The organism is Pseudoxanthomonas gei, assembly GCF_010119615.1.
Lineage (GTDB): Bacteria > Pseudomonadota > Gammaproteobacteria > Xanthomonadales > Xanthomonadaceae > Pseudoxanthomonas_A > Pseudoxanthomonas_A gei.
On record NZ_QOVG01000003.1, the window covers coordinates 282823 to 309464 of the forward strand.

Consider the following 26642-nt stretch of genomic DNA (forward strand, 5'->3'; position numbering starts at 1 on the left):
GGGGCTTCGCGACTTGCGTCGCTCCTGCAAGGGCCGCTGCATGGCGGGTCGAGCGCCGGCGACCTGGGGTGTTGTAGGAGCGACGCGAGTCGCGAAACAGTGGGGACTGGAACGCTGAGGGCTTCGCGACTTGCGTCGCTCCTGCAGGGGCAGCGGCATGGCGGTGGGCATGCGCGGCTCTTGTGGGAGGGGCTTCAGCCCCGACGCTTGCGCCCGTCGGGGCTGAAGCCCCTCCCACAGGAACCACCTACATGCTCCTGTGCACGCCCACATTCTCACCGCTGCATGTTTGGGCCCTCAGGCCGCGGAACGCACCCGCATCTCGGTCATCCCGATTGCCTGCTCGATCAGCGACCAGTCCGCGCCGGGCAGGTGCGCGCCTTCGCTGAGGACCTGGCGGAAGGCACGGCCGCCGGGCTGGCCGTGGTACAGGCCCAGCAGGTGGCGGGTGATGTGCTTCAGGGCCACGCCCTGCTGCAGGCGCGCTTCCACATACGGCTGCAGGCGGCGCAGCAGCTGCGCGCGTGACTGCAGGGTGCCGCCGAACAGCGCCACGTCCAGTCCATGCAAGACATAAGGGTCGTGGTAGGCCGCGCGGCCCAGCATCACCCCGTCGACCTTCTGCAGGTGCTCCAGCGCCGCGGCCTGGGTGGCGATGCCGCCGTTGACCGCGATGGTCAGCGCCGGGCGCTCCTGCTTCAGCCGGTAGGCCCAGTCGTAACGCAGTGGTGGCACCTCGCGGTTTTCCTTGGGCGAGAGCCCCTGCAGCCAGGCATTGCGCGCATGCACGAAGAAGGTGTGGCAGCCGGCGGCCGCCACCGTGTCGATGAAGGACAGGAACCGGCCGTAGTCGTTTTCCTCGTCCACGCCCAGGCGGCATTTGACCGTGACCGGAATCGGGCGATCCAGCTTGCCCACCGCCTCGACCATCGCCCCGATGCAATCGGCCACCAGCGCCGGCTCCTTCATCAGGCAGGCGCCGAAGCGCCCGGCCTGGACCCGGTCCGACGGGCAGCCGACGTTGAGGTTGACCTCGTCGAATCCATGGCCCTGGCCCACGCAGGCGGCCTGCGCCAGCAGGGACGGCTCGCTGCCGCCCAGTTGCAGGGCCACCGGGTTCTCCACCGGGTCACGCGCCAGCAGGCGCGCGCGGTCGCCCTGCAACACGGCGTTGGCGTGGACCATCTCGGTGTACAGCCGCGCATGCGGTGCCAGCAGCCGGTGGAACACGCGGCAGTGGCTGTCGGTCCAGTCCATCATCGGCGCGACCGACAGCATTACGTCAGTGCCATCCACTGCTTGGGTACCCGTCATCATGGGGCGGATTGTAACGAACCCCGGCTTGCGCCTGACTCTGCCCCTGCAGCGCCAGGGGTCGCCACCCGCCCCAATTGGGTGGCCGGTGAGCACGTGGCCGGGTGAACGCCTCTCGATGCGCTTGTACAGGGTATACGTGCGGCGTTACTGTGCGGGCACGTCCAGCCTCCCGGCCACGCCCACCACCGGCGCGCGCCTGAACAGGAACGAGTACCGGAACCACGCATTAGCGCCGTCGCTGACACGCGTTGCGGTGTGAGGGCCGGGTCATGTCGACTATGGGACGATGCGAAATGGACGCCAGATCAGAGACCATCGCGTCTGTTTTATCGCAACTGTCGAATGATGGGGCCGGAGCTGATCGCATTGCCGCCTTCGTCGCCGAGAACATGCATGCCGTCCACCTGGCCCTGGCGCCGATCATCGGCGACCGCGGTGTGTCGGCCCTGTACCGGCGGAGCCTGCTTCTTGCCGCCAGGGAAGTGGCCGGTGCCGAAGGGTTCCACCGCACGGCCGACGCCAGCGATGACTACGCCACCCTGCAATCGGCGCTGGCGCAGCAATCGGGCGCCGATGCGGCCACTCTTGGCCAGGCCCTGTTCCGCCACCTCTACATCATCCTGGCCAGCCTGATCGGCGAGGCGCTGACCGGGCGCCTGCTGCAGCCGATGTTCGACACCTCATCCAACGGCCATGCCGTGCAGGAACTCCCCAATGAGCAATAACGCGATCATCAAGCGCCTGGACACGGGCGTGCCGGGATTGAACGAAATTCTCGGGGGCGGCTTGCCGGAGTTCTCCTTCAACATCATTGCCGGGCCACCGGGCAGCGGCAAGACCACCCTGGCCCACCAGATGATGTTCGCGCTGGCAACGGAGGAGAAGCCGGCGATCTTCTTCACCGTGCTGGGCGAGCCGCCCCTGAAGATGCTGCGTTACCAGCAGCAGTTCGCGTTCTTCGACAAGGGCGCCATCGGCCGCTCGGTGCATTTCATCAACCTTTCCGAGCAGATGCAGTCGGGCGATCTGCGCGCCGTGCTGGCGCGCATCGTGGAAGTGGTGGAAACACACGGCCCCGGACTGGTCTTCGTCGACTCCTTCCGCGCGGTGGTCATTGCCAGCCGCACCGACGCGCCCACCTCCATGGGCCTGCAGCAGTTCGTGCAGGAACTGGGCATGTTGATGACCAACTGGCAGGCCACCACCTTCCTGATCGGCGAGTACTTCAGCGAGAACGAGCCCAATCCGGTATTCACGGTCAGCGACGGCCTGATCTGGCTGCGGCAGAACCTGGACCGCAACTCGATCGTGCGCAAGATCGAGATCATCAAGATGCGCGGCCAGGCCTCGCTTCCCGGCCAGCACACGTTTCGCATCGGCAGCGCGGGCCTGCAGATATTCCCGCCGGCCCAGGTCTCGGTGCAGGGCGCCGAGCTGCCGGGGCCGCCCGAGGGCCCGCCGCTGGGCATGGGCGTGCCGGGCCTGGACGAGATGATGGGCGGAGGCCTGCCACGTGGCTACTCGCTGCTGGTCGCGGGCCCGTCGGGCTCGGGCAAGAGCATCCTGGCCAGCCAGTTCCTTGCCGAAGGTGCGCGCTGCGGCGAGAAATCGGTGATCGCCTCGTTCGAACAGCGCCCCAGGTTGTCACGCAACCGGATCGTCGCCGACCTCATCGACAGTGGCGATGTCGGCCTGATACGCGCGCAGCAATGCGACCTGTCGGTTGACGAAGTGACCGCGTTGCTGCTGATGGAAATCAGGCGGCTGGGAGCCACCCGCGTGGTCCTGGATTCGCTGACCGGCTTCGAGCTGATGGTGGCGCCCGAGTTTGCCGATACCTACCGCCAGTCCCTGGCCCGCATGGTGGGCGCGGTGGTCAGCACGGGCGTCAGCGTGCTGATGACCTCGGAACTGGAGGACCGCTACACCGACCTGCGCTTCAGTCCCTACGGTGCCGCGTTCCTGACCGACGCCATCATCGTCCAGCGTTATATCGAGGTAGACAGCCGGTTGTTGCGGGTGATGGCGGTGGTCAAGGTGCGTGCGGCGGCCCATTCGAACGAACTTCGACAGTTCGTGATCAATGACCAGGGCATCTGCATCGGGGAACCGATGCCTGAATACCGCGGATTGCTGGGCGGCCGCCCCGAGCGCGCCGATCAGGGTGACGCCGGTACCCGGATCAGGGACTGACCGCGTGCTGCTGTCCGGATCGCCGTGAATAACTCATTGCCCGGCGAGAACGAGCGCGCCAAACAGCGGCTGGTGCTGCTGACCTCGCAGGCCGATGCCGTGCGTGCCGAGTTGGCCAGGCTGGGCAGGGACCTGGCTGCCCTGCACCGGGAAGAGCACGAATGCCACGCGCCGGGCCTGCAGGCGGCGAACGAGAAGCTGGTCATCGCTGCCCTTGAGGCCGCTGCTGTCGCCGACAAGGCGAAGCAGGGGCTGGCCGGGCTGGTTGCCTCCAGCCAGCGCGATGAACTGACCAATACGCCCAATCGCGCACTGACCCTCGAAAGGCTTGAACACGCGATCGGCTTGGCGCGGCGCCACGACACCTTGATGGCGGTGCTGTTCCTGGATCTGGACCATCTCAAGCTGATCAACGACTCCTTGGGCCACAGCGCCGGTGACGCCGCGCTGCAACTGACTGCGCGCCGGCTGGAGTCCATAGTCCGCAGCACCGACACGGTCAGCCGCCATGGCGGTGACGAGTTTGTAGTGGTGCTCAGCGAACTCAAGCGGCCGAGCGACGCGGCCGAGCTTGCGTTACAGATGCTGGAAGCGCTGGCCATTCCGACCTGTATCGGTGGACATGTGCTGAGCCTGACCGCCAGCATCGGCATCTCGATCTTTCCACTGGATGCTGCGACCGGGCCGCACCTGATCGAGATAGCCGACAGCGCCATGTACGTGGTCAAGCGCCTGGGCGGCAGCCAATTTGCCTTTGACCCGGCCAATGAGATTGCGGGCAACGTTCGGACCCAGGATATGTCCGGCCCTCCACGCCGCGCAGTGGCCGACCGCGCTGGCATGGCCCAGCTGCGGCTGGCCAACGAGCAACTGGTCGTGGCGGCCCTGGCTGCCCATGAGCTCAAGGACCTGGCCGACGAGGCACGCGGCAAGGAGATCAAGTTCATGGCCATGGTGGCGCATGAACTGCGCAGCCCGTTGACGCCCATCCAGCTGGCTGCGGACATGTTGAGCCTCAACTATGCCAACGAGACAAAACTCAAGAAGTTGCAGGCAATCATCGGCGAGGAGGTCGAGCACCTGGTCTACCTGATCGAGGACCTGCTGGATGCGTCGAGGATCAGCACCGGCAAGCTGCGCATGGAGCAGGCCGACGTGGACTTGGGCGCCGTGCTTGCGCAGGCGGTCCACGCAAAAATGTCCAACATCACCGAGCGGGACCAGACCATCGAAGCCACCCTTACCGAAGAACCGGTAGTCGTGCGTGGCAGCAAGGTGCGGCTGAAGCAGATCTTCAGCAACCTGCTCGACAACGCCTCCAAATACACGCCGGTGGGCGGCCATATCGAACTGGGCATGACCCTGACGGACAATGAGGTGACGGTGGTGGTGGCCGACAACGGCATTGGCATTCCTGCCCACGCCCTGCCGCATATCTTCGACCTGTTCGTGCAGGAAGCCGGCGCCCTGTCCCTGCATGGCGGCGGCCTGGGCATAGGCCTGGCCCTGGTACACGAACTGGTGGCCGCCCATCACGGCACGGTCAGCGCCAGAAGCGCGGGGCGGAACCAGGGCAGCCGGTTCACCGTGGTGCTCCCTTGCCTTGGCACGCCGCCATCGGCCGCCGCTGACGGCGGCAACGAAACCGGCTGACGTAGCCTGCTCGGCGGTCCGCTGTGTGCGGCCAGCGCAATGCACCAGCCCGGCACTCAGTCGTCGAGTGCATCCAGTTTGTCGGGTTCCTGCACCGCAATGGCGTTGCGTTGCGAGCGGAAGCGCTGCGAGGTGGCATAGGCCAGCTTGCGCAAGCGCATGATCGCGCCCAGTGGGCGGTGCGCCTGCAGGCCATGCCAAGGGCTGAAACCCATTCCATCGTCCACTGCGGCCGAGCGCGCCGCGCTCCATCCGGTCTGTGGCGGCGCCGTGACCACGGCAACAGTGAGGTAGGGGCTCTCTTCCTCGCTCCACTCGGCGGTCGGGTCGTCGAGGGGCATGTCGTAGACGTTGGTGCACAGCTGCGCGCGCAGTTCCCAGCGCCCGCCGTGGCTGCGGAAATGCTCGACCAGCGCCTCGCGCAAGGCATTCCCGGTGTCGTGCAGGTCGACCAGCTGGCCGGTCAGCGCGGTCAGTTCCGCCGACACCGGCACCAGCTGGTACTTGGCGATGTGTTCGCCGTGGCGCAGCGGCAACTGGGCGAAATAGGTTTCGCCCAGCACGTGGGTGGGCGGTTCGCCGCCGAGCGAGCGCAGCGTGCCGCTCTTGCCTCCGAAGGCCTCGACCAGCTTCTCGGTGCCGCGCAGCACCGCCGACAGGGCTTCCTTGGCACCTTCGGCCTTGTCGGTGGTGGCGGCCACCAGCTTCAACCCGCGCAGGAAGGCCTTGCCGGTCTTTGAATTGAAGCGCGGTCCGTTGACCATGACGAAATCCTGTGTGCTCGCGCCTTCGGCACCTTCCAGGCGCTCGCCTTCCACCCCCAGCACCTTGAGGGCCAGGCCGCGCGGCGTGGACACCTTGTCATCGAGGATGTCGCCGGGAATGGTGGAGAACCGCATCAGCGTGGGATAGCGGCCGGGCCTGGCGAACAGGCCCTGGGCCAATACCGCAGGCAGGTCGGCCAGCACCTCGAGTTCGGCCTTCAGCAGGCCGTGGCTCTTGGCATGCACGCTGCGGATGGCATGGCCGCCATCGGCAAAGGTCTTGCCGGCGATGCGCAGCATGGTCTCGGCGATGTCCTGCGCAGTCTGGGCTTCGTCGTCTTCGACCGGGTCCAGAGAGGCTTCATAACGCTGGGGCGAGAGGGGAGGTTGCAGGGGTGGCGTCATGGGGGATTCCTGAAGAGGGTTTTGAATGGCGCAGCTGCCTGCATGCCGCATGCGAACCGATGCGTGCTGCAAATGCAGAGGGATGGCGTGTTGTATGCCCGCGCAGCCGTAAACAGGGCGTGCAGGGAGCGTGCACGCCGGCGACGTCGATGAAGTGCGCGGGCCGACTTTGCAGTGCGGCTACACGGCGTTTACCTGCGTGCCGATACCCTGCCATGCCCTTTCAGGAACCCCCGGCCATGACCCCTCTGGACAAGCAGATCCGCCGCGAAGTGCTGATCGAAGAAAAACCCTACACCCTGTCCATCGACCCGGACGGCCTGAAGCTGACCGAGAAAGGCAAGCGCAACGGGGTGTCGTTCAAGTGGGCCGAACTGGTCAATGGCGACGCGGGCCTGGCCGCTGCGCTGCAGGCTTCGGTCAACGGCTGAGGCTTCAGCTGAGCAGGCGATCGCTCTTGGAATGGGCGAAGACGACCTGGTTGCCGTCCTGGTCCTGCACGATGGCCACGTCGACCAGGTCCGAACGCGAGGTCTCGTCGATGTGGATGCCCTTGGATTCCAGTCCCGCTATCTCGCGGTCCAGGTCTTCCACCACCAGAGTCACCGACGACAAGCCAGCGCGGTTGCCATCCTCGAACACCTGCACGCAACCGCCGTTGGGCAATTGCCACTCGGCCACTTCTTCCATCGGCCGTGACGCGGGTCCGAGGATCTGCTCGTACCAGAGCACCGCGGCATCGATATCCTTGACCGCGATTCCGGCCAGTGCGTTGACGATGGACATGGGACACCTTCGATTGCTGGGGCTTGGCGGGAAGGGATACCGAATCGACGGTTACACGATGGTGAAGTAAGCAACGGACGACGTGGACGGTGGCGGACACGGCGGGTTGGAACGGGGCGCGGATATCGCGTCGCGCAGACCATGCACATGGGTCGCGCGGGCGAACGCGCGCACTGGCGTTGGCAGGAGCGACGCGAGTCGCGAAGCAGGCATCGCCTGATTGCCAACCGGGTGCGGGCCCGTGATTTCCTGGCTTCGCGACTCGCGTCGCTCCTACAAAGGAACTTTGCGCCACGGCAATCATCCCGGCGCAGGTCTCCCCTCCCGGCCGTCATCCCGGCGCAGGCCAAGCGTGCAAAAACCGGCTTCAGGCGTCAGGGACCAGCGCGGCGGTGGCGTCGGGGGTGAATACCGGCGCGGCAAAGGGATCGGGGCCCGGCGTGCGGCCGAACTTGATGGGTCGGGTGACGCCGCGGTAGCGCCCGATCACCGGATGCTCGATGTCGCCGACCATCTGCTCGGCCAGCACCTGTGGATGGTCGAACATGTCCTCGACTTTCAGCGCCGCCGCGCACGGCACTTCGTCGCCGAACAGCTGCTCCCACTCCAGCGCGGTGTGGCGCAGCAGCGCGGCATGCAGGTGCGGGACGATTTCAGCGGCGTGGTGGGCGCGCTTGCGCACGCTGTCGTAGCGTTCGTCGTCATGCAGCACCTGCAGCCCGGTTTTCCCGCACAGCGCCTTCCAGAAGCGCGGCGTGTTGGCCGAGATGTAGATATGGCCTTCGCGCGCCGGATGGATGCCGGTGACCCCGCCCGAACGCATGTCGCGGCCGATATCCAGCGATTCGCCCTGGGCCCAGATCATCCGCGCCGACTGCATGGTCAGTGCGCTGCGCAACAGCGACACGCCGACGAACTGGCCCAGGCCGCTGCGTTCGCGTTCGTACAGGGCCGAGGACACGCCAGCGGCCAGCAGCGCCGCGGCGTAGTAGTCGACCACCGAACCGTAGATGATTTCCGGCGCGCCGCCACGCTTGCCCTGCAGCGCGCACATGCCGGTCATGGTCTGCAGGACCTGGTCGTAGCCGGCCTTGTCCTTCATCGGCCCGGTTTCGCCATAGCCGGTGATCGCGCAATAGATCAGGCGCGGATTGATCAGGTTCAGTCGCTCGTGGTCGATGCCCAGCCGCGCCGGCACGCTGGGACGGAAGTTGTGCACCAGCACGTCGGCCTCGCGCACCAGCCTGAGCAGTGCGGCCAGTCCCTGCGGCTGCTTCAGGTCCAGGGTGATGCCCAGCTTGCTGCGGTTGACGCCGATGAAGGCGCGGCTCTCGGCCTGCAGGGTGGACGGGTACTTGCGCAGGTTGTCGCCGTCGGGCGGCTCGATCTTGAGCACGTCCGCGCCCTGGTCGGCCAGCAGCGTGCAGCCGTAAGGGCCTGCGATATATGCGCTGAGATCGAGCACGCGCACGCCGCTCAGCGGCCCGGCTGCGCCGGTACGGCCTGCGAACGTGAAAGCGGAATCGGTCGCCATAAGGTCTTCCTTACCCCGGTAACAACATCGACGAAAAGTCTGGCCCATGGTCAGGGGCTTGAACAGGATGGTCCGCTAGCTTCTGACGGCACAATTTCTTGCTTGAGGGGTGTGGTGCGGGGCATTCGCAATACGGCGTGGACGGATTCCGATCACCCCCTCTCCCCTTGCGGGAGAGGGTGGCCGACAGGCCGGGAGAGGGGAAGCCGGCGCCGTCTTCCTGTCCATACTCGCTGCTTGTCGAGCGTGGGGCGCCTGCACGATGGCTACATTCGACAAATTGAGGCGCCGGACAATGTCGCGGCTCCGGCCTTCCCTCTCCCGCCTTCGGCACCCTCTCCCGCAAGGGGAGAGGGGCGCTCGGGGCCGGCACCATGGGGTCTGCCACTGTCATCGCGCACCGGAACATCCAACGGGATGCCTTTCACGCCACCGCACTTCATCCCACCGCATCACGCGCTTCAACCGGTGCCAGCGACATCCAGGTCAGGCGCCAGGCGCCGTCGACGCGGCCGCCGGTGCGGTAATAGGGCTCCAGCGTTAGGGGGGTACGGCCGAGGCTGTGCAGATGGATCGCCGGGCCTTCGCCCTGGTCCTGCGGCGCCACCTGCAGCCATTCCGTTGACGGGCCAGCGGACAGGCGCAGGGTCTCGCCGGTCTTGTAGCCGTCGACCAGCCCACTGGCGTAGACCAAGGGGCCGCGGGTGACCGCCACGTATTCGTAATGCATCACCTGCTGGCGCACTGGTGAACCATCGGGCGCGCGTGATTCCTGGGTGTTCTGCTGCACCTGGACGTGGGCAACGGGGACCATCGGCAGGTCAAGCGTGACCTGGTCGCCATGGCTCCATTCGCGCTCGATGACCGCGTACTGGCCTGCTGTCACCGCGCCGTGGTGGGCAACGCCGTTGATTGCCAACGTGGCGCCCTGCGCCCATTGCGGGACGCGCACCGACAGGACGAAGCGCGCTCTGCGTTCTGCTTGCACGGCCAGGGTGATGGCGCCGTCGAAGGGAAAGCGCGTGGCTTGCGTCAGCTTCAGGCTGCCGGCAGCGGGATGGTCGAAAGCGGCGCTGCCGGGGCCCAGCAGGTTGACCGCGATGTGTCCCTGCGCCGATTGCGTGTAGGCGATCGCCGGCAGTTCCTCGATGGCCATTGCACCGCTGGACTTGCAGCAACGCCAGTACGTGGTGTGCACGCGGCGGCCATTGGGGAACGAGTAGTAGCACCAGTCCTCGCCGTTGGGCGCCATCGCACCCAGCAGGTCGTTGTAGGCAGTGCGCTCGATTTCCTCGGCATAACGCGCCTCGCCGCTGATGGCCAGCAGTTCGCGATTGAGCTGGATCCAGGCCAGCACCGAACAGGTTTCCACATAGGCCTGCGGACTGAATACGCCGGCCGGATTGAATACTTCGCGGGAACGATGCCCCACCCCGCCCCAGGGTCCGCCGCCCAGGCTCAGGTGATGGTCGCGGATGCTCTGCCACAGGTTTTCGACTGCCTGGCGATACGAGGCATCGCCGGTGGCCTTGTGCAGCTTGGCCAGGCCGACCAGGTTCCAGGCCAGCTGGTAGGCCTTGCCGGTGGCGATTTCCGACGCGTCCACGCCTTCCAGCGCGCGCCGCAGCAGGGCCAGGTCGGGATTGGCGTCGGCCTGCTGCAGAACCCGCTGCGACAGGGCCAGGTAACGCGGCTCACCCGTCGCGAAATACAGGTCCACCGCCGCGTCCATCAGTACCGTCGCCGACATGCCGTGGTGGTTGCCGAGTTCGCAGATGTCGATGCCGCCCTCGCCCAGTGTGTGCCAGCACAGGTCGCCGATCCTGCGGGCCGCTTCCAGGTACGCGGCCTTGGGGAAATGCCGGTGCACTTCCAGCAGGCCCAGGACCAGGTAACTGTGCGTCCAGATGTCCCAGGTGCGCACGCTGGGCGCGCCGTCCCAGGTGCCCGGCTTGGGCGGCTGCCTGCGCATGAAGCGATGGTCGGCTGCGTAGGTGCCCAGGTAGCCATCGGTGTCCTGCACGGCCACCAGGTAATCGGTCACGCGCAACAGGTTGGCGATCAGTTGCGGATCACCCGTGCGCGCCGCGGACTTGGCCGTGGCCACCAGCCACTTGCCGGCGTGTTCGCCGTACCAGTCGCCCTCGTCGTTCTTCGCTGCGCGCGCCGGGTCGAAGATCCCGATGGCAGGGCTGTTCTCATCGACGATGAAGGTCGACAGGCGGCCGGACTGGTTGGCGGCGAGCGCGGCGCCCAGCAGGCCGCCGAGTTCCACCTTCACCGAAGGCAGCAACGGAATCATCCGGCGTCCACCACGCAGCGGAAGCCGATGCCGCCGGAGCGATCCTTGCAGGGCGCCATCAGCAGCAGCTTGCCATGCTGGTCAAGCCGGTAGGCCTGCGGGAAATACCAGTGCGAGGTCTGCGGCTTGTAGGCGCTGCCGCCACGCAGCACCGCCGCGCGGGTGTGGTCGTCGGCGTATTCGTCGGTCCACTGCCAGACATTGCCCACCAGGTCCATCACCCCGAACGGGCTGGCGCCATCGGGATGCGCATCGACATCGGCCGGTGGCCGCATGCGCCGTTCGCGATCCTGCGCGGGCACCGCGTCGGCGTTCCAGGCATTGCCCCAGGGATAGGCGCGGCCGTCATTGCCCTGCGCCGCGTACTGCCATTCCCACTCGTGCGGCAGGCGCTTGCGGGCCCACTGCGCATAAGCGCGTGCGTCCTCGAGGGACACCCACGTCACCGGCTTCTGTTCCCAACCCGCCACCGGCGCGCCGTCCACCCAGTGGCGCAGGAAATTGTGCGCATCGACCGGCTGGTAGCCGCTCTCTTCGACGAAGCGCTTGAACTGCGCGTTGCTGACCGGGTAGCGGTCGATGTGGAAGGCGCGCATCTGCATCAGCTTGCGATGGCCGCGGCGGGCGCTGCTTTCCCACGGGTACTGGAAGTCGACCCCCTCCCAGGTCTGGCCTTCGATCTCGATGCCGCCCACCACGAAGTCGAACTCACCGGCGGATATCGCGATCATGCCTTCAGGCGGATCCTGCAGGGGTTCGGTGCGCGCGATGGCGGTGATGGTCTGCGGAATCGACTTCCATTGCTGCGACAGCGACTGCAGCGGAGTGGCTGCGAGTGCGCTCATGCGCTCCAGGAACGCGCTTAGTTCCGGCTCCCGTACGTCCGCCTCCAGCACCAGCAGCGCGCCGTAGCCCCTGCCTTCCAGCGACAGGGTGACGACGGCCTGGTCGCCGGCGATGCGCGGCTTCAATGCCACCCCATTCCAGGCATCGAAATACTGCGCGCCTTGTGAATGCGGCACGGCGATCTGTTCGCCGGCCACTTCGTACTCGTTGCGATTGACGATACTCCACAGCGTGCGGCCTTCACCTGGGAAACGGCTGGCGAACACGCCGGCCTGCAGGGTGGCGGCGTACGGCTGCCATTCCAGACTGACCATCAGCGGTGCGAACTGGCGCTCGACCGCGGCAATGCGGCGCAGGCTTTCGGCATCGCGCGGGGTGAACTGGTTCCAGATGCCCCAGATGTTTTCCCAGGCGTTGTAACCCACGCCATTGAAGAAGATGTACTGCAGGTCGTTGGTCCGGTCGCGGCCCCAGCGGTTCTCGTAGTTGATCATGTGGCGCGGTTCCAGCCACTTGAACTTGGCCACCGACGGAATCACGTCGGCCGGCACCTTCTTGCCCCAGCTCTGCACGTTCCAGATCAGGTGTTCCTCGGCGCTGATGGTGGACTCGGGCTGCACCACCACCGGGCAACCCAGGGCATCGCAGGCATCGAAGAACGCGCGCGGCACGCCGTTGTAGGTGTCGCCATTGATGCCGTCGGCGCCGGTCTGCTTGACCAGGCGCGCGATCGCCTGCCAGTCCGGTTCGCCCTGTTCGCGGGTGCCGTTGTCCCAGGGCATGGTTGGCAGGAACACCTTGACCCCGCGGCGATGGAAATCGGCGACCACGCCGGCGATGCCTTCCACTCCGCCCGGCAGGTCGTGGATCAGGTCGAACTGGTTGCGGTCGTCCACGCCGATGTTCGGATAGATGTACCAGAGCAGCACGCTGTCGAGGCCGCCGAAGCGCGCCTCGAGGTCGTCCAGGTAGCGGTCCACCGTGTATTTGCCGCTGGCCGGATCGAAGAAGTAGCGGTCCTCGATCATCATCTGCGCATGCACGAAGTTGCGCTGCGACCACTGCAGTTCGGGGCGGCGATAGTTGGCATCGTCGTAGCCGATGCGGGTCAGGTGCTCGCGGCGCCAGTCACGCAGTTCGCGCACCCAATCGTCGGCGGTGCCGTTGACGTCCATTTTCCAGTGGCCGATCTCGGCGAACGGCCAGCCCGGCGCCTTGCCCGGCGTGGGCAGGTAGCGCTGGGTGGTGACGTGGGAAAACTTGTATTCGGTCCTGATTTCCGCTGCCGCGTCGCGGTTGCGATCGTCGGAGGGAAACGGGCTGTATTGCGGGGTCGCGGTCATGGTCTTTCGAATTCCGGGGGAAGGCTGGACAGGCTGGAAGCGAGTGTCACACAAGGCCGCAATAGGCGGCGAGGACATGCTCGTCGGGGTGCGCGTGGCGATCGTCGGAGCGCAGCAACGCTTCCACTTCGGCACGCTGGGGAATGCTGGATTGCGCGCCCAGGCGCGTGCAGGCCAGCGCCGAGGCGGCGCATGCGTAGCGCAGGGCTGCCGGCAGTGGTTGACCCAGATGCAGCGTCGCCACCAGCGCGCCACAGAAGGTATCGCCGGCGGCGGTGGTGTCCACGGCCTGCACCTTGAATCCGGACTGCAGGAAGAACCGCGCCTGCTGGCGTGCGCAGCAACCGCGCGCGCCCAGGGTCACCACCACGCAAGGGCAATCCAGCAGCGCCAGGCATTCGGCCACGCTGCCATGGTGGCCGGTGATCGCGGCCAGCTCGCCTTCGTTGACCACCAGCACATCCACCGAACGCAACAGCTCGGTCGGCAAGGCGCGTGCCGGCGCCGCGTTGAGCACGACCTGCACGCCGGCTTCGCGCGCGGCCAGCGCGTAGGCGGTCACCGCTTCCAGCGGAGTTTCCAGCTGCAGCAACAGATGGCTGACGCCCTGCAGCGAGGACAGCTCGTTGCCCAGCAGGGCACTGTTGGCGCCCGGGGCCACGGTGATGGCGTTCTCTGCGTCATCGGAAAGGCAGATGAAGGCGGTGCCGGTGGGCTGCACGCTGCGCACCACCTGCATCTCCACGCCCGCATCGGCCAGCGAATGCTCGATGGTCCTGGCGAAGCCATCGTTGCCCAGGGCCAGCAGCATGCGCGTGGCCACGCCGCCGGCGCGCGCGCTGGCCACCGCCTGGTTGGCGCCCTTGCCGCCCGGGAAAGTGGCGAACTCGCGCCCCAGCACGGTCTCGCCGGGAGCGGGTACGTGCGAGGCACGCACCACGAAATCAAGGTTTGCCGACCCCGCCACCAGCAGGGTGTCGCGGACCCGCGCGTTCATCGCGGCAGTGCCTGCTGGACCAGATTGTAGTAGGTCGTGCTGATGCGCGGCAGATCGTTGGCCGCGTCATTGGGCAGGTGCTGCAGCAGCAGGATCGAGATCATCCGTTTCTTCGGGTCGATGGAAAAGTAGGTGGAGGCCGCGCCCGACCAGCCGAACTGGCCCGGCGCGCCGAGGCGGCCCTTGCCGGCAGGATCGAGCAGGACCGAGCCGCCCAGGCCGAAGCCTTCGGCATCGCTGAACTGGGTGACCGGCCGGGCGAGGAAGCCGAGCTGGTTGGTCATCATCGCGGCGACGCTCTGCGGGCCGAGGATCGCCACGCCATCGAGTGAGCCGCCGGCAAGCAGCATCCGGCCGAAGCGCAGGAAGTCGGGCGCGGTGGAATAAAGTCCTCCGGCCCCGCTGGGATAGGGATTGAGCATGGCACCGGGTTCACGCGCACTGGGGCCGTCGTCAAGGACGAGTTTGCCGTCCGCGCCCATCACGGTGATATCGACGATGCGCCCGCGCTGGTCGGCGGGCACGCTGAAACCGGTGTCGTGCATCCGCAGCGGACCCAGGATGCGTTGCTGCACGAAGTCGTCGAAGCGCTGCCCGCTGGCCACTTCCACCATGCGCGCGGCCACTTCGATCTGGGTGCCGTCATAGCGGAAGCGCGTGCCGGGCTCCACTGCAAGAGGCAGCTTCGCCAGGCGCCTTGAAAACTCCGCCAGGTCCGCCGAACCATGCAGGTCGGCGCGTTCGAGCAGTCGGGTCGCCTCCTCGCCACCGGCCGTTGCAAACCCGGCCGTGTGGGTCAGCAACTGGCGCAGGGTGATCTTCGAACGCGCCTGCCGCAGGACTGGCCTGTCGGCGGTGCCTGCAACCAGAACCTGCATGTCCGCGAACTCGGGCAGCGTGTTCACGACCGGATCGTCGAGCGAGAGCTTGCCCTCTTCCACCAGCATCAGCACGGCGACCGTGGTCACCGTCTTGGTCATGGAATAGATGCGGAAAATGGAGTCCTCGCGCATCGGCGAGCGACGCGCCAGGTCACCAAAGCCGTAGGCCTGCGACTGCACGATGGCACCATCGCGGTAGACCAGGCTGACCGCGCCCAGGTAGCCATGGGCGTCGGTCGACTGGCGCAGGAAGCCATCCAGCGTCTGCAGGCGTTGCGCCGGTAGCCGAGGAGAGTCGGCCACCGCGCCTGCAGCGCTGGTGGGCGGCGGCGATGAGGCAACGGCCACCGAAGCCAGGCCGAGCACGATGCCGCACAACAAGGGAAAGAACTTCAGGCGTGCGTGCAGGTGGGTCGTCGATGGCGGCCGTCCGTCATCCGGCAGGGCGAGCTTGAACCCGACCTGCAGGCAGGCGTACGCCATCGACAACTCGCCGATCAAAACTTGATCTGGTGGGTGAACGAGATCATGCGGCCACGGCCTGCCCAGTAGTTCTGGAAGCCGGGCAGCTGCGACCAGCTGAGGATGTACTGCTTGTTGGTCAGGTTCTCGATGCCCAGCGAGAAGCGGCCGAACTTCTCGGACTGGTAGTTCACGCCCAGGTCGAGCAGGGTGTAGCCCTCGGTCTTCTCGTCGTAGCTGTAAGTGTTGCCGTCGAATTCGCGCACGTCGGAACCGCTGATGTGGCGATCCATCAACATGGTCGCTCCCAGCGTGATATCGCCGTTGGGCACGAACTTCCAGGCCACCGACGCCGAGAACTTGTCCGGATTGATGTCCAGCACGCCCATCGGCTTGTTCAAACCGCCCGCTTGGTACCTGCCAAGCAGGTCGGCATTCCAGAACGAGGTGAAGCCACGGATGCGCGAGTACAGCGCGCTGACTTTCCATTCCTCGTTGAAGCGCCAGTCGCCGCTCAGTTCGATGCCCTTGATGCGGACGGGGGCACGGGTAAGGATGAAGTCGTTATTGACCGGGTCCACCGCCAGCGAGGTGCCGAACGGGGACTTGGAATCGTAATGCGAGCCGCTGAGCGAGCCATGCTCGCCGCGCCAGTTGAAACCGAACTCGGTGTTCTCCACCACGATGGCCTGCAGGTCGGCGATGCGGTCCACCGACTGGCCAGGCACCTGGATATTGCGCAGCGGGATACCGATGTTGGGCAGGCCGAAGCCTTCGCCATACGAACCGAATACGGACCATTCGTCGGTGATGCGCCAGATCGCGCCGAAGTTCACCAGGCCCTCGGTGTACTGCACGCCGCCGCCCTGCACGAACACGGCATTGCGATAGGCCGTGGTGGTGTAGCTGTCCACGTGCAGCTCACCGTCTTCATGGCGGTAGCCGCCGCTCAGGGTGACCGGACCCAGGTCGTAGGTCAGCTGCGCGTACGGGGCCGTGCTCGAGTACTCCATCGGCGGCACCCACAGGCGGTTGGTCAGCGCCAGGCGCTGCTGCGCCTCGTCTTCCACCAGGTCGACACCGGTACGCAATTCCAGGCCGGTAACGCCGAACAGGTCGCCGCGCGTCCATGAAGTGCGGATGCCGCGCTTCTCGGTCACGATCTCGGACTGGTCGAATATGCGCTGGGCTTCCGGCGGTGCCGGCTTGACCAGCTGCTTGTCCTCTCCGTTCTCGGGCAGGTAACGCATCGCCTGGTCCGCAAAGTAGACATCGGCGACGAAGCTGCCACCGAACAGGTCGCTGTTGCTGTACTTCAGCGCGTACTGCAGGAAGTCGTTGAACTCGGCCTTCTGGCCGAAGATCTGGCCGCGCTCGGAGGTATTGGTGGTCGGCACCGGGCAATAGACGGGATCGAAACGGCAGCCCTCGACCTGCTTGTAGTTTCCCTGCCCTTCGATCTTGAAGTGGCTGTAGGTAGCCTGCAGGCGCTGTTCGCCGTTCTCGCCGAAGTTGAAACCGCCCTTCAGGAAGATGTTGTCGGCCACCGAGTCTGAAACCGAACCGCTGGTGTTCATGCCGATGCGACGGCCATTGCCGTCGTAGGAAATACCACGGTCGATGCGGGAGACGCCGCCGATGAAATCGAACTCGTCGGCCAGGTAGGCGTAGTTGACGCCCAGCTTCCAGCCCGCGCTGTCGCTGCCGAACTGGGTCGAATAGCGCGAGGTCACGGTGACCTCGCTGCCCAGCTTGCTGGGCACCGTGGACAGGTAGTTGATGATGCCGCCCGCGGCGCCGATGCCTTCGGACGCGGATGGGCCGTTGATCACTTCAATGCGGCCGACCATGCCCATGTCGGTGAAGGTCGCGTTGCGGCCACCCTCGCGCAGCGGCGATCCCTGCGGAATACCGTCGAACAGGCGCAGCGCGATGCGCCCGCGCAGGGTCTCGCCGGTGTTGCTCATTGCCTGCGAGGATTCGGCATATCCGGGCACGGTGCGCGCCAGCACGGCGGTTGCATCCTCGGTCACCAGCAGGGTGTGGGCGATTTCTTCCTTGGAAACCAGGGTGATCGCGCCGGGGATCTTGTCGATCGCCTTGGGACTGCGCGTGCCGGTGACCACGACGCCGTCCAGGTCGACCGCCCTGGCCTTCTCTTCCTGCGGGATCGGGTCGGCCGCTGACGCTGCCTGCTGCGCATGGACGCTGGCGCTGACTGCAGCCGCCAGCAGGAAAACGCCGAATGTGGCCGGTACGTGCTTCATGGTGTCTGGTCTCTCTTGAAGTTCTTGTTTTTTTCCAGAGACGCGAAACAGCGCGGCTCCCCCGTTTGCCTCTGCACGTCGGCAGTTCGCATGCAATGCGACCTGCATCCCGGCCATCCCCTCGGACACGACGTACAACCCCGGCAATGGAGCGCAGCCTAGGTGCTGGCCCCGGCGAATAGAACCGGTGGGAACTATGTTCAGAGTCTAGTTTTTGTTGCTTACGGATCAACGACTTATGACGCGCTGCAACAAACGTCGTTGATCGAGGCGATTGGCGGGCTGATTGCAGGTGCCAGGCACCGGCGCGCCAGGGGGCGCTATGCGTTGACGAGTTTCATCGCCTCACGGCTCTCTTCCAGAAACACGGTCACCAGGCGGATGCGGATGGTCGAGCGCGACCAGACGATGCCGATCTGCCGCGGCACGCTTTCCTCTGGAAGCGCCAGACGCACCAGCTTCAATCCTTCCGGCCAGGGCTTGGCCCAGTCCGGCACCAGGGAGACACCCAGGCCGCGATCGACCATCACCGCGATCGCATTCAGCGCGTTGAGCTCGAAACGCTCCTGTGGGGTAATGCCGACGCGCTGCAGGTATTCCTCGGCCTGGCGTCCGCCCCAATGGTTGCGGTCGTAGCGGATCAGTGGCTGGGTGGCGAGCAGTTCATGCGGGTCGCGCCCTGCCATGCCCGCCGGGGCCAGCACCACCAGCCGCTCTTCGCGCAGCAGCTGCCAGTTGCAGGTCTTGGGGAGCGTGTAGGGAGCGTGCAGCACGATCGCCGCGTCCAGCTCGCCGCCTTCCACGGCGCGGTACAGATCGGCCGAATAGCCCGGCTTGATGAACACATTGATGCCCGGGAATTTTTCCACCATCCGCGCCAGGATGTCCGGCAGCATGCCGGCCAGCGCGGTGGGACAGGCGCCCAGGCGCAACTCGCCGGAGACCGCGTTGTCATTGGCCAGGCTGCGCAGGTCGGCCACGTCGCGCAGCAGGTCGCGGCTGCGCTGCAGGATGCGTGAGCCTTCCTCGGTGACGCTGACGGTGCGGCCCGCGCGCGCGATCAACGGCGCGCCGATCTCGCGTTCCAGCGTGCGGATCTGCTGGGCCACCGCGGCCGGAGTGATGTTTAGCAGGCGCGCCGCGGCGGCCATCGAGCCACGGTCAACCACCGCCACGAAGGTCTTGAGGAATTGGGTATCCACACGGTTCTCTTGGGAAAGCAGGCAGTCATGGCTTGCCGGATCGACCGTGCAGGCACCGGCAAGGATACCCAAATCCGCGCACCGCCCTCTGCCGCACGCGGCAGAGCCCGTCGTGCCGGGCCATTTCTCCTTGTAGCCGAGCTTGCCCGGCTGGTTTTCGCCAAGAAGCCAGGGCAGCCGCGCAAACTCGGCTTGCAACATCAACCGCTGCCCATTGCTGTTACGCGTCGGCAGCGACGGGCTTGACGTAGTTGCTGTCGGATTTCGTATAGATGGTCAGGCCATCCAGGTCGCGGGTCGGCGCCGGGAACAGCAGGCTTGCCAGGTAGCCGATCACGATGCACAGCATGATCGAGATGGCCAGGTAGAAATACGGGTGCACCAGATCCATCGACCAGGCGATCAGGGTCAGCGCGATGCTGGCGGCCACGCCGATGGCCACGCCGGCCGAATTGGCGCGCCGGGTGAACATGCCCAGGGTGTAGGCACCCGCGAAACCACCGCCGAGCAGGCCGGCCAGTTCAATGGACACATCGAACAGCGAATGGATGTCGAAGCGCGACAGCAGCAAGGCCACGCCGATGCCGGCCAAACCGGTGGCCACGGTGGCCAGCTCGGCGAACAGCACGCTTTTCTTCGGGGTCGGGTCCTTGGCGAGCTTCTCGTAGAAATCCACCGAGGCCAGCGTGGCCACGCTGTTCATGATGCTGGACAGGGTGGCCATGGCCGCGGCGAAGATGCCGGCGATGATCAGCCCGGTCACGCCCATGGGCAGCTCGGCGGCGATGAACAGCGGGAAGGTCGCATCGATGGGCAGCAGCGGATTCATGCGTTCGGGATTGTTCTTGTAGTAGACGAACAGCGCCGTGCCGATGGAATAGAAGATGAAGCCGCCCGGGATCATGATCAGGGCGAAGGCCCAGATCGAGCGCCCCGCTTCCTTGTCGGACTTGGTCGACAGCGTGCGCTGCATCAGCACCTGGTCCTTGGGGAAGGTCAGCACCACGTCGAACAGGACCAGGAAGATGAAACCCCAGACCGTGGCCTTGGTCAGGTCGAAGCTGAAGTCGAACAGCTTGGTCTTGTCGGCCGCCGCCGCGATCTGGTGGAATTCGCCGAAGCCGCCCTTCAGCGTCCAGATGATGAAGCCGATGGCGAAGATCGCCCCGCCCATCTTGACGATCACCTGCACGAAATCGGTCCAGATCACCGCCTTCATGCCACCCATAGCGGTATAGATGATGGTGAAGCCACCCATCATCAGGATGCTCCACTCCACCCGCAGGCCGGTGATGGTGGCAATGGCCAGCGCGGGCAGGAACAGCACCACGCTCATGCGGCTGCCGATCTGCATGACGATGCACAGCGCGCTGGCCAGCATGCGGATGGCGGGGTGGAACCGGGTCTCCAGGTACGAGAAAACCGACATCAGGTTGAGCCGGCGCAACAGCGGCACGATCCACACCGCCACGAACATCAGCCCGATCACCGCGATCAGGTTGTTGGTCAGGTATTGCCAGTTGGTCTCGAAGGCCTTGGCCGGGATGGCGATGAAACTGATCGAACTGGTGTTGGCCGCGTACAGGCTGACGCCCGCGGCCCAGAACGGAATGCTGCGGCCACCGACGAAGAAGTCCGAGGTCGAATTGCGCTTCTCGCGGATGTAGAAGTAGAAGCCCATGCCGAGCATGGCGCCCAGGTAGACCACGATCACGATCCAGTCCAGCCAGCGCAGCAGCAGCTTGCCGGACTGGATCTGGGTCGATTCGAAGCTGATGCCCTTGCCGTCCGCGCCGGCGCGCGCCCACAGCAGGCCGTTGTCGAAGGCCGCGGTCATGGCCACGCCACTGGCATCGGAATCGGGCAGCGACGCCCATGAGCCGGTGATGGTCTGGAAGGTCATCATGTGCGGCGTGCCAGTGCCGGGATCCACCAGATAGATCACATGCGCCTGGCCGATCGCCCGCGCCGAACCCGGGATGATCCTGCCCGGCACGCTGCCGCGATCCTGCCAGCCGGTGTCCGCGGCCCAGCGCAGGATATGTTCGCCACCGGCAGCCGGAAGGGTGATGAACACGGCGGAGGTCTGCGCGACCAGCGAGGTGGGCAGCGCGTCGCCCGGCCATCCCGGCGACTGTTTCCACGCGGGCTTGTCGGCGCTGGTCGCCAGCGACAGCAGCGCAGCCTTTCCGGCCGGGTCAATACCGGCGAGATAAACATTGTCCGCATTGTTTGCCGCGCGCACCTGCTGCAGCGCCAGCGGTGGCGCCGGCAGCGCGGTGGCAACGGGCTGGCCGTTGGCAAGGCTCAGGCGCTCTACCGAGGCGACGGCGTCGCCCGCCCCTGCTCCGCGCAGCAGGAAGGCCCGCTGGCCATTGCCGAACACGCCTTTCAAGGCAACGGTCGACGCGGCGGGACTCCAGTGCGACAGCGTCCACTGGCCACCTTCCAGGATCCATGCCTGGTCGGCGGTGATGGCAAGCGGCTTGCCTTCCACTGCGACCAGGCCCAGCAGCGGCTCAGCGGTTGCGACTCCCGGCAGCGGCTTCGTTTCCACCCTGGACAGGCTTTCGGCACGCGTCGGCTGCGACCATGCGCAGGCCAACAGCATCGACACGGCCAGCATGGCGCGGGCCGTTAACGTGGAATGGATCATCAAGACTGGCTCGGGCTGGAATCGACGCTGGCCAGCAGGGCCTGCGCGCGTTTCAGGAAAGGAAGGTCGACCATGCGGCCATCGACGAGGAAGGCACCGCGGCCCGCATTGTCCGCCTGGCCTGCGGCGGCGACGATGCGCCGCGCCGCCGCGATTTCGTTGGCGTCCGGCAGGAATGCGGCGTTGGCCAGGGCCACCTGGGTTGGATGGATGCAGGTCTTGCCCACGTAACCCAGCCGCCTGGCCATTGCGGCCTCGGCCTGGAAACCTGCTGCATCCCCGATGCCTGCGAACGCCGCATCCCAGGCGAACACACCGGCTTCGGCCGCTGCCATGCGCACCGCAAACAGGGTCGAATGGACGTTGGCCGCATCGCGCCGATCGATGCCAAAAGGTTCGAAAAGATCGGCCAGGCCCACCTGCAGGCCGGCTACGCGCGGGTGCGCCGATGCGATCGCGGCAGCGTGCCGCAAGCCACGCGGTGTCTCGATGGTGAGCAGCAGACCGATGGGCCGGGTGAGCCCGTTGGCCGCTTCGGCGCGCTCCAGCATCGACACTGCTTCAAGGACCTGCTGCGCAGACTCGACCTTGGGCAGGTTGATCAGGTCGACTCCGCTGCGGGCCACTGCGTCCAGGTCGGCCTGCAGGTGCGGCGTATCCAGGGCGTTGACCCGCACCACCATCAGCTTGGCGCTGTCGCGCACCGCAGCAGTCTGCACGAATGCCGCGACCTGCTCGCGTGCCTCCTGCTTGCGGGATTCGGGAACCGAATCCTCCAGGTCCAGGCTCAGCGCATCGGCTTCGCCCGCCAGGGCCTTGGCGAACAGTTCCGGACGCACCCCCGGGACGAACAGCTTGCTACGCATGGACCATGCTCTTCATGGCGCGCAGTGTGAGCGATACGGAAGCAAAGAAAAGTCCTTGGCGCCATATTCAGAAGCAACTTTAAATTTTGAGTGCATGCCTCGCTTGCGCGCTTAGCGACGTACGTCGAAGCTCTTTTCACTCAGAAATGCGGCGACTTCATCCACTCCGACCAGATTGAAGTCACCAGCGATCGAATGCTTGAGGCAGGCCGCGGCCAGACCGAAATGCAGGCCATCGGCCGCGGCCATGCCGGCGATCTCGCCGTGCAGGACCCCGGCGGCGAAGGCATCACCGGTACCGATGCGGTCGACGATCGCGGCCAGCTCGTAGGCAGGCGTTACCTGGCTGCTGCCATCGCGCCAGGCATCGAGGGCGGACAGCTGGTGATGGTCCACGCTGCGCTGCACGCGATGGGTGGCCGCCATCCTTCGCAAATGCGGAAAGGCATCGAACGCAGCGCGGGCACCCGCCTGGAAGCGCTCTTCGTAGGAGGCTTGGCGGAAAGGCTTGCCCAGCACGACCTCGATGTCGCGGTGGCTGGCGAACAGGAGGTCGGCTTCGGCCATGACCTGACGCAGGATTCCTGCGGCATCGCCCTGCCACGCCTCCCACAGCTTGGGACGGAAATTGCCGTCGAAAGACACTTTGACGCCGGCCTGTCGTGCCGCCCGCACGGCGCGCAGGGTGCCGTCAGCCGCTGCTTGTCCCAGGGCAGGGCTGACGCCGGACACGTGCAGCCAGTCGGCCCCCGCCAGCAATGCGGCCCAGTCATGGACGCCACCCCCCGAGCGCGCGAAAGCGGAATCGGCACGGTCGTAAACAACCTCGCTCGGGCGTTGCATGGCTCCCGGTGTCAAAAAGTACAAACCCATGCGTCCCGGCGCGGTTTGCATGCTGGACGTGCCGACACCATGGCGTCGCAATTCGCCCGTGGCCGAGTCGCCCAGCCCGTTGGCGGCAACCGCCCCGACCATCTCGGCGCGATGGCCAAGGTGCGCCAGCGACACCGCCACGTTGGCTTCCGCACCCCCCGTGCAGACCTCCAGCAGCGGGGATTGCAGCAATAACTGGCGTGCCGGCGCAGCCAGGCGCAGTAGCAACTCTCCGAAACAGACCACGTGTCCCCGCATGCCATCACTCCATTTTTTTGCCGTCGGCGCCGTGGTCATTGGACTGCGGCATTGGTTGTCCCGGGACACACGATAACGCCCCGGAACCAATAGTTGTTGTTGCACTGCACACTCTGTTACGGTTTTTTTGACCAGCGGTGTCATTTTGCTTCTGGACCATGCCGAAAGGTGACGAAAACCCGATATTTCCAACGCCAGAAACCGCCGTCAGAGCGATCATGTGCCCTTGAGGAGGGGAACCCATGCAAAGCCGTTACAGCCACCGGAAAACACCGGTAACCGTGCTTGCCTTGTCAATTGGATTGGCACTGCAGTTGAATGTGATGTCGGCATTCGCGCAGGACGCGACTCCAGCCCAGGCCAGCCCCGACGAAGAATCCGTCGATACCCTGGATACGGTGGTCGTCACCGGCTACCGGGCCAGCCTGGAGAAGGCGCTGGATATCAAGCGCAGCGAAAAGGGCATGGTCGACGCCATCGTTGCAGAAGACATCGGCAAGTTCCCCGATCTGAACCTGGCCGAATCGCTGCAGCGAATCCCTGGCGTGGTGATCGCCCGCGACGCCGGCGAAGGCCGCAGCATCACGGTGCGCGGACTCGGCCCGCAGTTCACCCGCGTACGCCTCAATGGCCTGGAAGCGATGAGTTCGGTTGGCAGCAGCGATGGCCAGGGCGGCGCCAACCGCAGCCGCGGCTTCGACTTCAACGTATTCGCCTCGGACCTGTTCTCCCAGTTGATCGTGCGCAAGACCGCATCGGCCGATGTCGAGGAAGGCTCGCTTGGCGCGACCGTCGACCTGCGCACCGCGCGCCCGTTCGACTATGACGGCTTTACCGCGTCGGCCAACCTGCAAGGCAGCTTCAACGATGCCTCCGACACCACCAGCCCAAGGTTCGCCGGCCTGATCGCGAACAGCTGGGCCGACGGCATGTTTGGCGCATTGCTTTCGGTGGCTTATTCCGAACGCCAGACCCTGGACGAAGGGACCGGCACGGTGCGCTGGTCGGGTGGCACGACCAACGGCGGTTTCAACCCCGCCTCGCCCTATACGCCCGCCCTGGCCGCCAACGTCTACGCACCACGTTTTCCCCGCTACACCCTGCAGGAACACGACCAGAAGCGCCTGGGCGTCACCGCCTCGCTGCAGTTCAAGCCGTCGTCCAAAACCTTGTTCTCGCTGGATGCGCTGTATTCGAAGATCGATGCCGAGCGCAATGAGAAGTACATCGAGGCCAATGGCCTGAGCAAGACCGGGGCCACTGGCAAGCCGCAGATCCTGGTCAGGGACGGCGTGATCGAGAACGGTGCGCTGGTCTACGGCCTGTTCGACAACGTGGACATCCGCTCGGAAAGCCGCCACGACGAATGGACCACCACGTTCAAGCAGCTCAGCCTGGATGGTGAGCACCGCTTCAGCGACAACTTCCGCCTCACCGGCAAGATCGGCACTTCCAAGTCCGACCACGACAATCCCGTCCAGGCGACGGTGATGATGGACAAGCTGGACGTCGATGGCTACAGCTACGACTATCGTGGCAATGCCAACCTGCCGGTGTTGAACTACGGTTTCGACCCGACCAGCCCAGCCGGCTGGAACCTTGCCGTGATCCGGCTCCGCCAGAACCAGGTTGCCAATACCTTCGACACCGGCCAGCTCGATTTCGAGTGGGGCCTTAATCCGTCGCTGACCCTGCGCGGCGGCATACAGGCGAAGAACTACGGATTCACGTCGTCCGAGCGCCGGCGGACCGCGGCCGAAACCATCGTGCCGACCTTCACTGGCGGCACCACGGCAGTGCCTGCCGACATGACCGAACTGGCGCGCCTGAGTGGGTTGGGCGGTTCGCCCAACGATTGGGTCGTGTTGAATTTCTCCCGCATTGCGGAGACCTTCGGCATTCTCAGCGACAGCGGCACCTATGCGCTGAGCAATTTCGTCGCCAGCGACCAGGCGATCAGCGAACAGGACCGCGGCGCCTACCTGATGGGCGAGTTCTCCACCGACCTGGGCCCGGTACCGTTCTCGGGCAACCTGGGTGTGCGTTACGTACGTACCAGCCAGAGCGCCAGCGGCATCGCCACCACGCGCGTGGGTGCCAGCACGGTGTTCACGCCGGTCACGGTCTTGCGCGAGTACGACGACGTGCTGCCGTCGCTGAACCTGGTCGCGGAGGTCGCGCCTGACTTCCTGATCCGCTTCGGTGCCGCCAAGGTGATGTCGCGGCCACCGCTCGGCAGCCTCACGCCTGGCGTGACGGTCAGCGTCAGTGGCTCGGCACGTACGGTCTCGGCCGGCAATCCCCTGCTCGACCCGGTGCGTGCCAAGACTGCCGACCTGGGCTTCGAATGGTATTTCAACGAAGGCGCGATGCTCGGCGTGGCGGTGTTCTACAAGGATATCGAGAGCTTTATCCAGACCACCCGCGAAACCCGGCCGTTCTCGACCAGCGGCCTGGATGACAGCGTGCTCGTGGGTACCGGCGCCACTGCCGCGGATGACTTCGTGTTCAGCGTGCCGCTCAATACGCCGGGCGGCGAACTGACCGGCTTCGAGGTCAACTACACCCAATCGTTCACCTTCCTGCCAGGGCCTTGGAGCAACTTCGGTACGCAGTTGAACTACACCTATGTCGACTCGCAGATCCAGTACCTGCTGTCTAGCGGCGTGGCGGCGCAGAAGGAAGACCTGACCGGCCTGTCGAAGACCTCGTGGAACGCCACCCTGTTCTATGAAGGCAAGCGTTTCTCCGGCCGCGTGTCGGCCACCAACCGTTCCGATTACCTGATCCAGGTACCGGGCACGGAAGTGGGCTTCGACAGCGCGGGCAACGGCGTGCATGGCCAGAGCGGCACCACCGTGCTGGATGCGTCGGTCCGCTGGAAGATCAACGACCAGTTCGAACTGAGCCTGGAAGGCAACAACCTGACCAACGAGGCGCAGGAGTCCTGGGTTTCCAATCCCAACGTGCAGTTGCCGCTGGAATACAGCCAGACCGGGCGCCAGTTCCTGCTCGGCGTGCGTTACAAGTTCTGACT

Annotated in this window: 18 protein-coding genes; 5 read left to right on the plus strand and 13 right to left on the minus strand. The window is 65.7% G+C overall.

Features of this window, described 5'->3' with window-relative positions; all coding sequences use genetic code 11:
- Nucleotides 1-297: 297 nt before the first annotated feature.
- On the minus strand, nucleotides 298-1314 hold the full coding sequence (gene dusA / locus DT603_RS06380; protein WP_246191640.1) for a tRNA dihydrouridine(20/20a) synthase DusA: 1017 nt from the start codon (nucleotides 1312-1314) through the stop codon (nucleotides 298-300).
- Nucleotides 1315-1610: 296 nt separating this feature from the next.
- Here dusA and DT603_RS06385 point away from each other — a divergent pair, with 296 nt between their 5' ends.
- From DT603_RS06385 to DT603_RS06395, 3 genes are read left to right on the plus strand one after another with little or no spacing between them, the layout of a single operon-like run.
- Nucleotides 1611-2042, plus strand: coding sequence for a hypothetical protein (locus DT603_RS06385; protein ID WP_162349022.1), 432 nt, complete (start codon nucleotides 1611-1613; stop codon nucleotides 2040-2042).
- On the plus strand, nucleotides 2032-3510 hold the full coding sequence (locus DT603_RS06390; protein WP_162349023.1) for an ATPase domain-containing protein: 1479 nt from the start codon (nucleotides 2032-2034) through the stop codon (nucleotides 3508-3510). The genes DT603_RS06385 and DT603_RS06390 overlap by 11 nt, the downstream gene beginning before the upstream one ends.
- 24 nt (nucleotides 3511-3534) lie before the next feature.
- Entirely contained in the window at nucleotides 3535-5163 is a 1629-nt protein-coding gene (locus DT603_RS06395) for a diguanylate cyclase domain-containing protein (RefSeq protein ID WP_162349024.1), read from the plus strand.
- A 56-nt stretch (nucleotides 5164-5219) separates the two neighbouring features.
- Here the strand turns inward: DT603_RS06395 and DT603_RS06400 are convergent, their stop codons facing one another.
- Nucleotides 5220-6332 carry a catalase family protein gene (locus DT603_RS06400; RefSeq protein ID WP_162349025.1) on the minus strand — a complete coding sequence of 371 codons (1113 nt, stop codon included), beginning with the start codon at nucleotides 6330-6332 and terminating at the stop codon, nucleotides 5220-5222.
- Nucleotides 6333-6571: 239 nt separating this feature from the next.
- Between DT603_RS06400 and DT603_RS06405 the strand changes: the two genes are divergently transcribed.
- Entirely contained in the window at nucleotides 6572-6763 is a 192-nt protein-coding gene (locus DT603_RS06405) for a hypothetical protein (RefSeq protein ID WP_162349026.1), read from the plus strand.
- Between the two features lie 4 nt (nucleotides 6764-6767).
- Here DT603_RS06405 and DT603_RS06410 read toward each other — a convergent pair whose 3' ends face one another.
- The 11 genes from DT603_RS06410 to DT603_RS06460 all read right to left on the minus strand — a co-directional run bounded on the left by DT603_RS06410 (nucleotide 6768) and on the right by DT603_RS06460 (nucleotide 23605).
- The gene (locus tag DT603_RS06410; protein WP_162349027.1) at nucleotides 6768-7118 is read right to left on the minus strand and encodes a VOC family protein; all 351 of its coding nucleotides are present in this window, start codon (nucleotides 7116-7118) and stop codon (nucleotides 6768-6770) included.
- A gap of 367 nt (nucleotides 7119-7485) precedes the next feature.
- Complete coding sequence (locus DT603_RS06415) at nucleotides 7486-8652, minus strand: CaiB/BaiF CoA transferase family protein (protein WP_162349028.1); 1167 nt, start codon at nucleotides 8650-8652, stop codon at nucleotides 7486-7488.
- A 439-nt stretch (nucleotides 8653-9091) separates the two neighbouring features.
- Entirely contained in the window at nucleotides 9092-10954 is a 1863-nt protein-coding gene (locus DT603_RS06420) for a glycoside hydrolase family 127 protein (RefSeq protein WP_211368309.1), read from the minus strand.
- Nucleotides 10951-13143, minus strand: a complete 2193-nt coding sequence (locus DT603_RS06425) for a formylglycine-generating enzyme family protein (protein ID WP_162349029.1) — start codon at nucleotides 13141-13143, stop codon at nucleotides 10951-10953. Before DT603_RS06425 ends, DT603_RS06420 begins: the two co-directional genes overlap by 4 nt.
- 46 nt (nucleotides 13144-13189) lie before the next feature.
- Nucleotides 13190-14140, minus strand: a complete 951-nt coding sequence (locus DT603_RS06430) for a ribokinase (protein ID WP_162349030.1) — start codon at nucleotides 14138-14140, stop codon at nucleotides 13190-13192.
- Nucleotides 14137-15504: a serine hydrolase domain-containing protein gene (locus tag DT603_RS06435; protein ID WP_162349031.1), complete on the minus strand. Its 1368-nt coding sequence runs from the start codon at nucleotides 15502-15504 to the stop codon at nucleotides 14137-14139. The genes DT603_RS06430 and DT603_RS06435 overlap by 4 nt, the downstream gene beginning before the upstream one ends.
- Before the next feature lie 14 nt (nucleotides 15505-15518).
- Nucleotides 15519-17750, minus strand: a complete 2232-nt coding sequence (locus tag DT603_RS06440) for a TonB-dependent receptor (RefSeq protein ID WP_162349032.1) — start codon at nucleotides 17748-17750, stop codon at nucleotides 15519-15521.
- A gap of 320 nt (nucleotides 17751-18070) precedes the next feature.
- Nucleotides 18071-18952 (minus strand): LysR substrate-binding domain-containing protein, encoded by an 882-nt coding sequence (locus tag DT603_RS06445; RefSeq protein WP_162349033.1) that lies wholly within the window; start codon nucleotides 18950-18952, stop codon nucleotides 18071-18073.
- 220 nt (nucleotides 18953-19172) lie between these two features.
- On the minus strand, nucleotides 19173-21608 hold the full coding sequence (locus DT603_RS06450) for a sodium:solute symporter (protein WP_162349034.1): 2436 nt from the start codon (nucleotides 21606-21608) through the stop codon (nucleotides 19173-19175).
- Entirely contained in the window at nucleotides 21608-22474 is an 867-nt protein-coding gene (locus DT603_RS06455) for an HpcH/HpaI aldolase/citrate lyase family protein (protein ID WP_162349035.1), read from the minus strand. Before DT603_RS06455 ends, DT603_RS06450 begins: the two co-directional genes overlap by 1 nt.
- A 111-nt stretch (nucleotides 22475-22585) precedes the next feature.
- On the minus strand, nucleotides 22586-23605 hold the full coding sequence (locus tag DT603_RS06460) for a sugar kinase (protein ID WP_162349130.1): 1020 nt from the start codon (nucleotides 23603-23605) through the stop codon (nucleotides 22586-22588).
- Between the two features lie 242 nt (nucleotides 23606-23847).
- On the opposite strand from DT603_RS06460, the gene DT603_RS06465 reads away from it, so the two are divergent.
- Nucleotides 23848-26640, plus strand: a complete 2793-nt coding sequence (locus DT603_RS06465; protein ID WP_162349036.1) for a TonB-dependent receptor — start codon at nucleotides 23848-23850, stop codon at nucleotides 26638-26640.
- The last annotated feature ends 2 nt before the right edge of the window (nucleotides 26641-26642 follow it).